At 68.8% G+C, this 11,479-nt stretch carries 15 protein-coding genes; 9 read left to right on the forward strand and 6 right to left on the reverse strand.

Translation table 11 applies throughout. From position 1 onward, the window contains the following. The first annotated feature begins 45 nt into the window (after positions 1-45). A complete protein-coding gene (locus ACGFZQ_RS42150) occupies positions 46-411 on the forward strand; it encodes a helix-turn-helix transcriptional regulator (protein ID WP_382532255.1) in 366 nt (121 codons plus the stop codon). Positions 412-566: 155 nt separating this feature from the next. Here the strand turns inward: ACGFZQ_RS42150 and ACGFZQ_RS42155 are convergent, their stop codons facing one another. Beyond that, positions 567-1,490, reverse strand: a complete 924-nt coding sequence (locus ACGFZQ_RS42155) for an alpha/beta hydrolase (RefSeq protein WP_393844886.1) — start codon at positions 1,488-1,490, stop codon at positions 567-569. Positions 1,491-1,533: 43 nt separating this feature from the next. Between ACGFZQ_RS42155 and ACGFZQ_RS42160 the strand changes: the two genes are divergently transcribed. The 4 genes from ACGFZQ_RS42160 to ACGFZQ_RS42175 all read left to right on the forward strand — a co-directional run bounded on the left by ACGFZQ_RS42160 (position 1,534) and on the right by ACGFZQ_RS42175 (position 4,526). Continuing rightward, on the forward strand, positions 1,534-2,010 hold the full coding sequence (locus ACGFZQ_RS42160) for a MarR family transcriptional regulator (protein ID WP_351736517.1): 477 nt from the start codon (positions 1,534-1,536) through the stop codon (positions 2,008-2,010). Positions 2,011-2,073: 63 nt separating this feature from the next. Beyond that, positions 2,074-2,250 (forward strand): hypothetical protein, encoded by a 177-nt coding sequence (locus ACGFZQ_RS42165; RefSeq protein ID WP_393844887.1) that lies wholly within the window; start codon positions 2,074-2,076, stop codon positions 2,248-2,250. Between the two features lie 95 nt (positions 2,251-2,345). Further along, complete coding sequence (locus ACGFZQ_RS42170) at positions 2,346-3,956, forward strand: MMPL family transporter (RefSeq protein WP_393844888.1); 1,611 nt, start codon at positions 2,346-2,348, stop codon at positions 3,954-3,956. Positions 3,957-3,962: 6 nt separating this feature from the next. Then, a complete protein-coding gene (locus ACGFZQ_RS42175; RefSeq protein ID WP_393844889.1) occupies positions 3,963-4,526 on the forward strand; it encodes a hypothetical protein in 564 nt (187 codons plus the stop codon). A 24-nt stretch (positions 4,527-4,550) separates the two neighbouring features. On the opposite strand, the gene ACGFZQ_RS42180 is transcribed toward ACGFZQ_RS42175, so the two are convergent. Continuing rightward, the gene (locus ACGFZQ_RS42180; RefSeq protein ID WP_351736465.1) at positions 4,551-4,781 is read right to left on the reverse strand and encodes a DUF5133 domain-containing protein; all 231 of its coding nucleotides are present in this window, start codon (positions 4,779-4,781) and stop codon (positions 4,551-4,553) included. Between the two features lie 266 nt (positions 4,782-5,047). On the opposite strand from ACGFZQ_RS42180, the gene ACGFZQ_RS42185 reads away from it, so the two are divergent. Beyond that, positions 5,048-5,548, forward strand: a complete 501-nt coding sequence (locus ACGFZQ_RS42185; RefSeq protein ID WP_393844890.1) for a DUF4158 domain-containing protein — start codon at positions 5,048-5,050, stop codon at positions 5,546-5,548. Positions 5,549-5,584: 36 nt separating this feature from the next. Here ACGFZQ_RS42185 and ACGFZQ_RS42190 read toward each other — a convergent pair whose 3' ends face one another. The 3 genes from ACGFZQ_RS42190 to ACGFZQ_RS42200 all read right to left on the reverse strand — a co-directional run bounded on the left by ACGFZQ_RS42190 (position 5,585) and on the right by ACGFZQ_RS42200 (position 8,892). Continuing rightward, positions 5,585-6,526: an amidohydrolase family protein gene (locus ACGFZQ_RS42190; RefSeq protein ID WP_393844891.1), complete on the reverse strand. Its 942-nt coding sequence runs from the start codon at positions 6,524-6,526 to the stop codon at positions 5,585-5,587. Positions 6,527-6,575: 49 nt separating this feature from the next. Further along, complete coding sequence (locus tag ACGFZQ_RS42195) at positions 6,576-7,508, reverse strand: alpha/beta fold hydrolase (protein WP_393844892.1); 933 nt, start codon at positions 7,506-7,508, stop codon at positions 6,576-6,578. Between the two features lie 157 nt (positions 7,509-7,665). Beyond that, complete coding sequence (locus tag ACGFZQ_RS42200) at positions 7,666-8,892, reverse strand: MFS transporter (RefSeq protein WP_393844893.1); 1,227 nt, start codon at positions 8,890-8,892, stop codon at positions 7,666-7,668. A 143-nt stretch (positions 8,893-9,035) separates the two neighbouring features. Between ACGFZQ_RS42200 and ACGFZQ_RS42205 the strand changes: the two genes are divergently transcribed. Both ACGFZQ_RS42205 and ACGFZQ_RS42210 read left to right on the forward strand, forming a co-directional pair. Beyond that, positions 9,036-9,650 carry a TetR/AcrR family transcriptional regulator gene (locus ACGFZQ_RS42205; protein ID WP_393844947.1) on the forward strand — a complete coding sequence of 205 codons (615 nt, stop codon included), beginning with the start codon at positions 9,036-9,038 and terminating at the stop codon, positions 9,648-9,650. A 723-nt stretch (positions 9,651-10,373) separates the two neighbouring features. After that, positions 10,374-10,832, forward strand: coding sequence for a winged helix-turn-helix transcriptional regulator (locus tag ACGFZQ_RS42210; protein ID WP_393844894.1), 459 nt, complete (start codon positions 10,374-10,376; stop codon positions 10,830-10,832). Here the strand turns inward: ACGFZQ_RS42210 and ACGFZQ_RS42215 are convergent, their stop codons facing one another. After that, positions 10,833-10,964, reverse strand: coding sequence for a hypothetical protein (locus tag ACGFZQ_RS42215; RefSeq protein ID WP_393844895.1), 132 nt, complete (start codon positions 10,962-10,964; stop codon positions 10,833-10,835). It abuts the gene before it with no gap. Here ACGFZQ_RS42215 and ACGFZQ_RS42220 point away from each other — a divergent pair. Continuing rightward, positions 10,963-11,361: a nuclear transport factor 2 family protein gene (locus ACGFZQ_RS42220; RefSeq protein WP_393844896.1), complete on the forward strand. Its 399-nt coding sequence runs from the start codon at positions 10,963-10,965 to the stop codon at positions 11,359-11,361. The genes ACGFZQ_RS42215 and ACGFZQ_RS42220 overlap by 2 nt on opposite strands. Positions 11,362-11,479: the final 118 nt, after the last annotated feature.

Here is an 11,479-nt window from a genome sequence, read left to right on the forward strand (position 1 = left end):
ATTCGCGCGTTTTTGAGCGCGAAGTTTCGGTCGTATGATGTACCCATGGGTGAAGCACCGGAACCGCACACCGGGTGGACGTTCATCACCAATCACGCCCGCGTACTGGCCGCCATCGCGGATGATCAGAATGTCCGCGTCCGTGATATCGCCGCACACTGCAGGCTCACGGAGCGAGCCGTCCAGAAGATCATCTCTGATCTGGAGCAGAGCGGCTTCCTCTCCCACACCCGTGAGGGGCGCGGCAACATTTACCGGATCGAACCGGGCACGGCTCTTCGGCACCCGGCTGAAGCCGGACTCACCGTAGCCTCCTTGCTGGCGCTGCTCGCCCAGGAAGAGGCGCACGCCACCGCTCCGCCGTCTGCCAAGGGCCACCGGCCGGACGACGACGGCCCGTCGCACTCCTGAAGCGCCGGTCCCGACAGGCCGACCACGTCCCGCTTGTCTCAGGCGTCAGGCGTCAGGCGTGCTGCGGAAGCGAGTCCCAGGGCCACGGGCAGGGCCGGGTAGCGGGATGCGAGGACGGCGGCGGCCATGAGCATCTGCTGCTGGGGCGCGAGCAGTTACCCGGCTGACGCGGCTGCTGTGTCGGGAACGTGGACGTGTTGCGTGAGGAACAGGGCGGCGCGGTCCAGTGCCTGGTCGGCCTCGTCGAGAACGCCGGCGAAAGACTGGAAAACGTGGGGTACGTCGGCGGTGATGTCGAGGATCACGTCCACTCCGGCCGCGTGGGCGCGGGCGGCCAGGCGGGTGGAGTCGTCCAGCAGGATCTCGTTCGTGCCTACCTGGATGAGCATCGGGGGAAAGCCGGTCAGGTCGGCGAGGACGGCCGGGCTGAGCAGGGGCTGGTGCGGGTCGGCTCCGGCGAGGTACATGGCTCCGGTGTGTTCCACGGACTCGCGGGTGAAGATCGGGTCGATGCCTTCCTTGGCGTCCATGCTCCTGCCCGTGCGGGTGGCGTCGAGGCCCGCGGAGAACGTCACGACGGCGGCGGGCAGCGGGAGGCCCGCGTCGCGGGCGGCGAGGCAGGTGGTGACGGCGAGGCCGCCCCCGGCGGAGTCTCCTGCGAACGCGATGGCCGAAGGGTCCTCGCCGCGGTCGAGGAGTGCGCGGTAGGCACCCAGTGTGTCTTCGATCGCGGCCGGGAACGGGTGCTCGGGCGCAAGCCGGTAGTCCGGCGAGTACGCCCCGAAGCCGGTCTTGACGACGAGATGGCCGGTCAGGGACAGGGCGGTCTCGGGGGAGCCGAACACCCAGCCGCCGCCGTGGAAGTAGAGGATCGTCCCGGCGCGCTGCCCGCTGTCCGGCTCGACATGCAGCGCGGGCCGGTCGCCCAGCGCTGTCTGCGTGGTGCGGATGCCGTCGGGCACGATCATCTGGGCCATCAGCGCCTTGAATCCGGCTCGGATCGCCTCGACCGGCCGGGGACCCTCGGGGCGCGGCTGCCGCATCATCGCGTCGACCCGGGCGCGCTGTTCCTTGCTCATGAGTGTGCTCCCGCCGTAAGTGCCTTCCATTACATTATATGCCATGGCATATAAATCGAGCGGTGACGCGATCGACCTCCCGGGATTCTTCGCCGACCTGGTCCGATGCGAGACGCGTCTGTACAACGCCCTCAACGACCGGCTTCGTGAGCGGCACGGGATCGTCACCTCACAGTTCGAGGCCCTGCGCCACCTGCGCGATCACCCCGGATCCCGCGTGGCGGACCTTGCCGCCGAATTCGCCATCGGCATCGGGGCGACCAGCAAGACCGTCGACCGTCTGGAGAGGCACGGATGGGCCGTCCGGCAGCCGAATCCATCCGATCGCCGGTCCTCCCTGCTGGCCCTGACCGACGACGGCCTGCGGTTGGTCGACGCGGCAGAAGCGACTTTCACCGAGCGGTTGGCCGAACTGATCGCGGATGCGCTCAAGGCGTCCCCCTTGACGGCCGCAGCGCAGGCCCTCTCGGAGTTGCGTTCCGTCCTGGAGCACAACCAGATCGGCACGCCCACAGGCTGACGCGTTGCCGCAACCCGGCCACAACGGCGCCGCCGGTCGAGCACCACCGCACGGCTTTTCCGGGTGCACGAACTCAACCAGGGCAAAGCCGAGTCGGAAGCACTCCTCGGAACCGAGACCGCCGAGGCCGACGGTCTCGCACGCCGGGTGACCGAGCTCGAAGACGAGCTCACCGCAGCCCGCACCAGCCTCCGGCAGATGATCAAAAACCAGAGCGAAGGAGCCGCGTCGTCCTCATGACTACCCGGCAGGACGGAGGTCCACCAGTTGGTGGACCTCAAGTTCAACCGGTCGCTGCTGTCGGCACCACACCCCCGACGAAGAGCATGGACGACATGAAGAATCTTCCCGTACGCATGGCTCGTTGGAGCGCCGCCCACCCCTGGCGGGGCATCGTCGGCTGGTTCGTGTTCGTCGTTCTGTGCCTCGGTATCGGTGTCTCCGTCGGCACCAACGCGGCGACCGTCGAGGACTTCCGCATCGGAGAGGCGGGACGCGGCGAGGCGATCGCCGCGGAGGGCGGGTTGCAGCAGCGCCCCGTCGAACACGTCCTGATCACCGCAGAGCCGGGCACCGGAAAGCTCGACGTCGCCGCCGCCGAGGCGGCCGCCGCCGACGTCGCCGCCCGCATGGCCAAGCTGCCCGAGGTGCTCTCCGTCGCCGACCCGGTCCGCAGCGCGGGCGACACGGCGGTGCGGGTCACCGTCACCATGAAGGGTCCGGAGCTGGAGGGCAAGAAGCACGTCGACCCGCTGATCGAGCAGACCGCGGCCGTCCAGAAGGCCAACCCCGGGCTGCGCGTCGAGGAGACCGGATCGCCCTCCATCAGCAAGGGCGTCGACAAGCTGCGCGGCGACGACCTCTCACGCACCGAGGTGATCGCTCTGCCGGTCACCCTCGTCACCCTGCTGCTGGTCTTCAGCTCCGTGGCGATGGCCCTCGTTCCGCTGCTGCTCGCCCTGTCCTCGATCATCGCGGCCGTCGGCCTGTCGATGGTGGCCTCGCACGTCTTCCCCGACGCGGGAGTCGGCACCAACGTCATCCTGCTCATCGGCCTTGCGGTCGGCGTCGACTACACGCTCTTCTACCTCAAGCGTGAACGTGAGGAGCGGGCGCGCGCCGGCGGCAGACTGAGCACGCAGGCCGTCGTCGAACTCGCCGCCGCCACCTCCGGACGGGCCGTCGTCCTCTCCGGTCTCGCCGTCGCCGTCTCCAGCGCCACCCTCTACCTCGCCGACGACGTCATCTTCTCGTCCATCGCCACCGGCGCGATCGTCGTCACCCTCGTCAGCTCCCTGACCGTGCTGCCCGCCGTCCTCGCCAAACTGGGCATGCGCGCCGAACGCCGTGCCGAGCGCCGGGCGGCCCGCGGGCTCGCGCCGAAGAAGCAGAAGGCGCACAGGACCGGCCCCGGCCGGCTGACCGCCGCCGTGCTGGGCCCCGTCGCCAAGCACCCCTCGCCACGCTCACGGTCACCGTTGTCGGGCTGCTCACCCTCGCCGCCCCGGTCCTCGGCGTTCCTCTTCGTGATCCTGTTCGGCCTGTCGATGGACTACCAGGTCTTCGTGATCAGCCGGATCCGGGAGGCCGCCCTGCGCGGAGTCCCGACCCGCAAGGCCGTGATCGAGGGCATCGGCAGCTCGGCGGGCGTGGTGACCAGCGCCGCCGTGGTCATGGTCACGGTGTTCGCCAGCTTCGCGGCCCTGCACCTGATCGAGATGAAGCAGATCGGCTTCAGCCTCGCGGTCGCCGTCCTCCTGGACGCCTTCGTGATCCGCATGCTGGTCCTGCCGTCCCTGATGCTCCTGCTCGGCGAGGCCAACTGGTGGCCGTCCCGCGGAGTGCGCCGTGCCCGCCGCACCACCGAACAGGCCCCCCCGCACCCTGGAATCGGTAGGCTCAACGACTCGACTGCCGATCTCTCAACTCCCTTACGAACGAGGTGAATCAGCGTGACTCAGTGGCAGCAGCAGCCGGGTGACCGGCTCACCCAGGACCGTGTCCTTCGCTGGAACCTGGCAGGCTGGATCCTGTTCGGTCTGCTGCCCCCGGCCGTCGCCGTGCTCGACGCGTCACCGTCCCGGAGGTACTGGCTGCTCGGCCTGCTCGCCCTGATCGCGCTGTGTCACACGGTCGTTCTCACCCGGCTGGACAACCCCCTCCTGCACCCCCGCGCCTACCTCGCCGTCCTCGCGCTCGTCCTGGGCGCGACGGCCTACCTCCTGGACGGCGGGGCCGCCTTCTACGTGGTGTCCCTGCCGCAGTTCTGGTTCTTCACCCGCGCCCCGCGGGACGCGATCACCCTGAGCGGGGCCGCCGCGGCCCTGACCGTGTTCGGCGGCACGCTCGGCCAGGGGTGGAGCCCCCAATTCCTCACAGGGAACGCGGTGTTCACCGGGCCGCGTTCGTGGGCGGCCGTCCGGGATGTGAAGGCCGCCGGTGCCCAGGCGGTCTGCCGGGACGCCGCCGGCCTCTTCGGGCACCTGGACTCCAGTGTCTTCGCCGGCATGGGGTGACCGACGGTTCGCGGCTGCACGAGGTCAGCTGATGGTGAGTACGGAGTCGTCCTGGGGGCGGGCGCCGGGCAGTTGGTGCCGGGCGGCGACGAGGGCGACATCGGCATCCCGTGTGCCGGTGGAGACGCACAGCGTGTAGGCGACATCGTCCATCCGCCGCCGTGCGGCGAGGCTGCCGTTCTCGGCGTGCAGTGCGCGCAGGGTCTCGTACTGCTCGACCAGGTCCTTCAATACCGCGGGGTGAGCCATCAGCACCAGAAGCCTCCATTCACGTGAACCCGCCATTCGCGACGCGATTACCCCCGACCCACTCGCCTATGCGGCCGGTTGGGGTCACAGCGGATCGCGAGGCGGGCGTTCGGTCCGGGCCCGGGGGAGCGCGGGGTGTGTCCTCGTGGCCGTCCGGTGAGGCGTCTGCGGAGAACTCCTGCTCGTCTGGGGGCGGGAACCGAATACGCCAGAAAGGGGCCGCGGTGAGGTTCCGGTGCTGTGATCTCGCTGGGGCGGCGGGTGTGGCGTCGATGGATCGGACTGCCTATCCGCGGTTCAAACGGATGGTGTCCGGGCGGGAGCTGGTCGAGGCGTTCAACCCGACGGCGGATGAGGTCGCGTGGGCACGCGGTAAGAACCAGAACGAGCAGCGCCTGCCGGCCCTGGTGGTGCGGCTGAAGTCGTATCGGCGGCTCGGCTGCTTCCCGAAGCTGACGGACGTGCCCGCTGTGGCCGCGACGATCCGCACGGCGGTCAACTCCGGGTTCTTCGAGACGGTCGCGGCCCGGCCGGACCGGGCCGAGCGGGCTCGGCTTCGCGGCTTGGCACGCGGGACCGAACACCGAAGGTCCACCACGGATGTTGTCTCTCCACCGACCAGCGGGACCAACCGCCACGGCCCCTATCTCTTGTATTCGGTTCCCACCCCGTCCGCGCCGGACGCCGCCGGCGGGTGGGCTGTTGCCCGTCGGGTCACCAGGAACGCCGTCGACGTGGACAGCATCGCCTCTGGAGCTTCCTCGGTGGGGTAGTGGCCACACTCGGGAAGGAAATGATCCTTCACGTCGTCAGGCGAGTCGCTTCAGGATCCTCTTGGCATTGCCGTTGTTGACGGCGGCCCGCTGTTCGTCGGTGAGTCCGGAGTGGGTGTCGAGGATCCGGGTGAATTTCGTCGCGACCGGTGTGGGGGCGTAGGGAAAGTCGCTGCCGAAGAGGATGCGTTTGTGGTCCGCGAAGGCCAGGAAGCTGGGGAATGCGTCGGGTCCGGACGACAGCGCCGTGTCCCAGTAGAAGAACCTGAACTTGGCGAGCAGTTGTTCTGTGGTGGGCCCTTCCGGGTCGAGGACCGGCTGCAGTTCACAGAACCTGAGCGCCGCGTAGGGCACGAAACCGCCTGCGTGAGCGAGGACGATCTTGACGTTGGGGTACTTGTCCAGAACGCCGCTGAAAACCATCTGCACAGCATTGCGGGTGGTGTCGAACGGATAGTCGACGAGAGGGCCGGGCACGTCCGCGAGAAGCGGGACGAGGGGGTGGCCGGGATGGATGAAGACGATGGTGGACCGCCTGCTCAGTGCGTCCCAGAGCGGTGCGTATTTCGCGTCTCCGAGGTAGACACCCTCGTAGTTGCTCAGGAGCACGACGCCGTCGGCGCCGATCTCGTCGAGGGCGTGTTCGGCCTCGGACACGGCGCCTTCGACGTCCGGCAGGGGGACGGTGGCGAAGTTGCCGAAACGCCCCGGATGCCGGGTGGCCAGCTCTGCCACGTATTCGTTGACCCTGCGGGCCATGTCCCGGCGCTCCAGACTCTGCCAGCCGACGACGCTGGGAGCGGTGAGCGACAGGACGCTGGTGGCGATCTGGTTGTCGTCCATGAACCTCAGGTGTGCCTCTGGGCTCCATTGCGGGGTGGACCAACCCGACGGGTCCCCACCGTGGCTCGGCAGTGCCTCGCCCCAGAACGGTGGCACCACGTGGGTGTGGACGTCGATACGGTCTGCGTGGGCCATGAGTGTTTCCCTCTGGATCGAGAGTCGTGTACGGCGAGTTCGGCCGGTGTCAATCGCCTTGAGTGATGAAGCCGGCCAGAGCGGCGGCGATGGCGTCGGGTTGTTCGTCCGGGATGAAATGTCCTGCGTCCGGCACGACAATCCCGGTGATGTCGTCGGCCCACGGCCTGAGGGAAGCTGCCATGTCCGGGATGGAACCGTGGCTGCTGGAAATCCCGAGAACCGGCACCGTCAGGTGCTGTCGGTCAAGGGCCTCGTGGTTCTTCCGCGCCGATTCGGCGGCGTCTCGGTAGTAGGCCAGGGAGGCGCGGAGCCCGCCATCAGCGGCGACGGCCGCGGCGTACTGCTCGATCTCGGCGTCGTCGAAGGTGTCGGGGGAGAGGGTCTTGGCCTTCAGGAACCAGCCGACGTACTCGCGTTCGCGGCCTGAGAGCAGTGTCTCGGGCAGGTCGGGCACGAGATGGAACGCGAAGTGCCAAGTCTTCCACGCCACCTCGGGGTCGGTCGGGATGGCGTCGGGGAGTGTGATGCCCGGGATTCCGGCGTCGAGCAGTGCGACGCCACGCAGCCGGCTCTCGTACTTCAAGGCGAGGGAGAAGGCGACCCACGCGCCGATGTCGTGGGCGGCCAACCAGTATGTCGAAACGCCGAGTGCATTCACGGCGGTGTGGACGTACGCGGCGACCGTGTGCGTGTCGTAGCTGCCGTCCGGGCGTTCGGAGTGGCCCTGGCCCGGCAGGTCGATCGCGATGACGTGGAATCGGTCGGCCAGTTGGGGCATCACCTTTCGCCATGCCCACCAGGTTTGCGGGAATCCGGCGAGCAGCACGACGGCTGGGCCGTCCGGCTGACCGCCCTCGACCGCATGAAGCCGGATACCGCCCGCGTCGACCCAGCGGTGGGTGAAGCCGGCCAGGTCGTGCAACGGCAGGTCGCGGACAGGGTTGTCGGAGACACGGGCGGTGACTGCAGGGTCGGTCATGGTCTTCCTTCATCGGTGTGCGATGTGCGCGTGTTTAACGCCATTACAGACTCGTCTGAGGTGTCCAGCCGGAGTGCGCCATTGGGAGCGGATGACACAGAGCTACTCGGGTGCGCGGTGACTGCGGTACGTCCCCTTCGTTCAGCGCGGCGGTCGCTCAGGTGACGGCGGTGGCGGGGCGGCTCACTGTGCCGGCGAGGGTCGTCGCAACGACGGCGACGGCGAGGATCAGGGTGGCTACGTCCTGGTTGATGGTCTGGTCGAGGAGTCCCAGGGCCAGCGTGGGCACGATCGTGCCGGTGTAGGCGAACAGGAAGTACGTGGAGAGCAGATCCGCCCTGCGCCGCGGGTCGGCGAGCCGCTGGGTGATCCCGACACCGCGGCGGAAGGCCAGGCCGATGCCGGTACCCGCCAGCAGCGTTCCGGCGGCGAACGTCGGCAGCGACCGTGTCCACAGCCCGGCCTCGAACACCGCGACGCCCGCCACGAGGAACGCCGGCGCCGGCCAGCGCCGGGAGAGCCACCGCTCCGGGGTGGCCACCTGCGCGATCAGGGCCACGATGAACAGCAGCCCGACCTCTGCGCCGACAGCCGCGACGTTGTGGACGTGCAACTGTTCACGGAGGAAGGAAGGCACCAGCGACGAGAACAGTCCGCTGACCGCGAACGCGGCGAGGACGGCTGTGGCGGCCCGCAGGAACTCGGTCCGCGCCGCCCGCCGGTCGGGAAAGGCCGGCCGGCGCACGGACAGCGCAGGGAGCTGCCGGGCCGTGACGGTCTCCGGGGTGACGACGACAGCCAGGAACGCCGGCACCAGGCTGGCGAGGTAGACCCAGAACACCAGGCGCGTGGGGTCCGCCCCGTATTGCGCGAACAGGCCGGCGACGACGGTACCCAGCCCCAGCCCGCCCATGTTCGCCGCCGTGGAGACGGTCGACACCCGCCGGACGTGCCCGGCTCCGGCGAGCTCGCCCAGCGCCGCCGTCGCCGTGGCGGTGAAGACACCGGTACCCAGGCCGCACAGGAACCGTGCTGCCAGCAGGGTCCCGACATCGTCGGCCAGGAGGAACAGGGCCGTGCTCGTGGCCGCGGCGAGCACAGCGGCAGCCAGCAGGGGTCGGCGGCCCGCACGGTCGGACAGTGACGCGAACACCATCAGCGCGAGCACGGTCCCCAAGGCGTAGACGGCGAAGACCAGCGTTGTGGTGAAGGGCCCGAAGCCCATCTCCGGCGCCCAGAGCACATACAGCGGAATCGGCAGTGTCCCGCCCAGCATGACCAGGGTGTACACCCCGGCTATGAGCCAGAACCCGGCGCGCGTCCGGCGCCCGTCGGCGGGCGGAACAGCCTGTACGCGGACGTCTGACGCGATGTCGTCGATCATCGTGCGGCCTTTCGGGTGCGAGAACCAGGACCTTCACGCTAACCATCTTGGATCGATCGGTCAAAGATGATTCGACCGATCGATCCAAGATGCGAGTAGTCTCACAGCAGGGACGTGACAGGGACGCGAAGGAGGTGCACGCCGTGACCGGCCGAAAGCAGTTCGATATCAGTGCGGCGCTGGACCAGGCCATGCGGGTGTTCTGGCAGCGCGGGTACGCGGACGCCTCGCTCGATGCCCTCGGTTCGGCCACCGGCCTCGGCCGCGGCTCCCTCTACGGCGCCTTCGGCAACAAGGAAGCGCTCTTCGGCAAGTGCCTCGACCGCTACTCGTCGATCTACGGCGCGCAGTACGAGCAGGCGCTCGGGGCGCATCCCGGTGATCCGGTGCGCGCGGTCGAGGCGTTCTTCGATGTCGTCCTGGACCGTATCGCCGACCCGGCGGTCCCCGTGGGGTGCCTCATCGCCCAGTCCGCCGCGCAGTCGCTGACGCTGAAGGAGGAGAACAGCGCGCAGGTGCGTGGCCTGCTCGACCTACAGCGCCAACGGGTGCGCGCGGCACTGGCGGACTCCTCTGCCGACAGCCGGACGCTCGATGAGCTCGCCGTCTTTGTCGTCGCTGTCAATCAGTCGCTGGCCGTACTGAGCCGTGCCGGCACCTCGGACGCCGAGCTGCGCTCCGTGGCCCGGCTCGCATGCACAACGGTGGCGGACACCCTCGCCCGGACGGCGTCCGCGAACGTTCATGGCGATTCCTGAAAACGGGCCAGCACGGATCAGTACGGACCAGCACGGATCAGTACGGAGCGGGTCGCGGACGGGGAGGCGGGCGCGGTGTGCTACCTCGAAGGGGCCCGTGGTGCCGCTGCCGGGCGTGATCGCGGGCACAGTACGTGAACATGTGCGGAGTCATGGAACCTCCCGCTTCGCTGGCCGTCCGAACCGGTCCTCGCTGACCGTGCCCACGTGCGGGCCGGCCCCTGGTCGGGCCGCCGCCCACTCCTCGCCCTGGTCTCGGCGCACACATACGCGCGTGTAGCGGATGGCCGAGTCGTCGGCGGCGTCTCGGGCAGGAACCAGCGTGTCGGCGAGACCAGGACCCGGGCCTTCATGCTGTGCCCCTCCATGCCGTGCCGTTTGGCGGACTCGGCACGGCGTCCAGCCTCTCCGGCGGAGACTTCGACACGGTTGCGATCCGTGCCGGGGACCGGATGTCGGGCAGGTGCGTGGCGCGCAACTCGGCGTCGCGGCCGGCGCGGCGAGGGCGAGCGGCGCCCGGTCCCGGTAGTCGCTCATGCGGTCTGCCGGCGGGCCGCCCGGACCGTCGAGAAGGAGGCACCGCAGACCTCGCGGGCTGTCGGACGGGCTTCCCCCTTCACTGGGGGCTTCCCTGTGGGTGGGTGCCAGGTGCAAGGTTCACTAGTAACATTGGGGAACTACTTGCAATTCAATACTACAACGGGTATTCGACGAGGAGAAGCCGTGTCCGAACGTACGAGTCACGTCACCTTCCAGCATGGGCAGGAGTTCCTGGCCGCGATCTCCGAGCGCTGGAACTACCAGATCCTGCGGGAGGTGTTCTTCGGTGTCGGCCGGTTCGGTGAACTCAAGCGGGCCCTCGGCATCTCGGCCAACATCCTCACCGCGCGGCTCAACAGCCTCACCGAGCTGGGCCTGCTCACCAAGCACGCCTACCGGCCGGACAAGCCGTGGTACGAGTACCAGCTCACCGACAGCGCCCGCGAACTCGTCGTCCCCGCCATCGTGACCATCACGCGGTGGGCCGAGGCCAACGCGGCGGACGACGACGCCACGCATCACTTGTTGGTGCACACGGAGTGCGGGAACCCGACCGACCCCTACCTCGCGTGCAGCAGCTGTCATCGGCCGGTCGAGGCTTCCGCCCTGCGGCCGGTACCCGCCGAGGACGGGCCTCGCTGATCACTCCGATGTGACGCGGAGCAGCACACGGCCCACCTCGCCGCGCGCGAGAACCCGGAGGCCGTCGACGCCGAGATCGACGCGTTCCTCGCCGCCCTGCCCGCCGCGGCCTGAACAGGAGACCACCACCATGACAGACACCGCACGCGCGACTGCCGTACCCGACTGGGTCCTGAAGTTCATGGAAGCCATCGACACCCTGGACTTCGATGAGGGCTTCGCACCGGTGATCGAGGATACCGACATGTACTTCGGCACCGCACGCATTCACGGGGCCGAGGCCATCAAGGCGTTCTTCGTCAAGATCGACGCACCGCTGAACATCACCCATGAGGTCCTGGAGTACTGGGCCGCCGGCGACGGCGTCCGCCTGCTTCGTGGCGAGGCGACCATGGCCAAGAAGAGCGAGCCGGACCGGGTGGTGCGCGCCCCGTTCATGCACATCTTCTACCTCGACCAGGAAGAGCCGGTTCGCATCCGGGAGCTCCGCATCACCGCTGGCCCGCTCCAGACCGACGCCGTGATGTGACCTCTTTCCTGATGCGCATGGCGGGCCCGTGTGAAGCTCTCGCGCGGGCCTGCCGTCGTAGGTACCCCGGCGTGCGGCTTCCTCCGCTTCAGGGATATCAGCATGCTTGCATTTGACC

It is taken from the genome of Streptomyces sp. NPDC048254, from assembly GCF_043201895.1.
Lineage (GTDB): Bacteria > Actinomycetota > Actinomycetes > Streptomycetales > Streptomycetaceae > Streptomyces.

Coding starts and splice junctions, on each gene's coding strand:
- ACGFZQ_RS42150 (WP_382532255.1), top strand. CDS start 46: ATGGGTGAAGCACCGGAACCGCACACCGGGTGGACGTTCATCACCAAT.
- ACGFZQ_RS42155 (WP_393844886.1), bottom strand. CDS start 1,490: ATGAGCAAGGAACAGCGCGCCCGGGTCGACGCGATGATGCGGCAGCCG.
- ACGFZQ_RS42160 (WP_351736517.1), top strand. CDS start 1,534: ATGGCATATAAATCGAGCGGTGACGCGATCGACCTCCCGGGATTCTTC.
- ACGFZQ_RS42170 (WP_393844888.1), top strand. CDS start 2,346: ATGAAGAATCTTCCCGTACGCATGGCTCGTTGGAGCGCCGCCCACCCC.
- ACGFZQ_RS42185 (WP_393844890.1), top strand. CDS start 5,048: ATGGATCGGACTGCCTATCCGCGGTTCAAACGGATGGTGTCCGGGCGG.
- ACGFZQ_RS42190 (WP_393844891.1), bottom strand. CDS start 6,526: ATGGCCCACGCAGACCGTATCGACGTCCACACCCACGTGGTGCCACCG.
- ACGFZQ_RS42195 (WP_393844892.1), bottom strand. CDS start 7,508: ATGACCGACCCTGCAGTCACCGCCCGTGTCTCCGACAACCCTGTCCGC.
- ACGFZQ_RS42200 (WP_393844893.1), bottom strand. CDS start 8,892: ATGATCGACGACATCGCGTCAGACGTCCGCGTACAGGCTGTTCCGCCC.
- ACGFZQ_RS42220 (WP_393844896.1), top strand. CDS start 10,963: ATGACAGACACCGCACGCGCGACTGCCGTACCCGACTGGGTCCTGAAG.
- ACGFZQ_RS42215 (WP_393844895.1), bottom strand. CDS start 10,964: ATGGTGGTGGTCTCCTGTTCAGGCCGCGGCGGGCAGGGCGGCGAGGAA.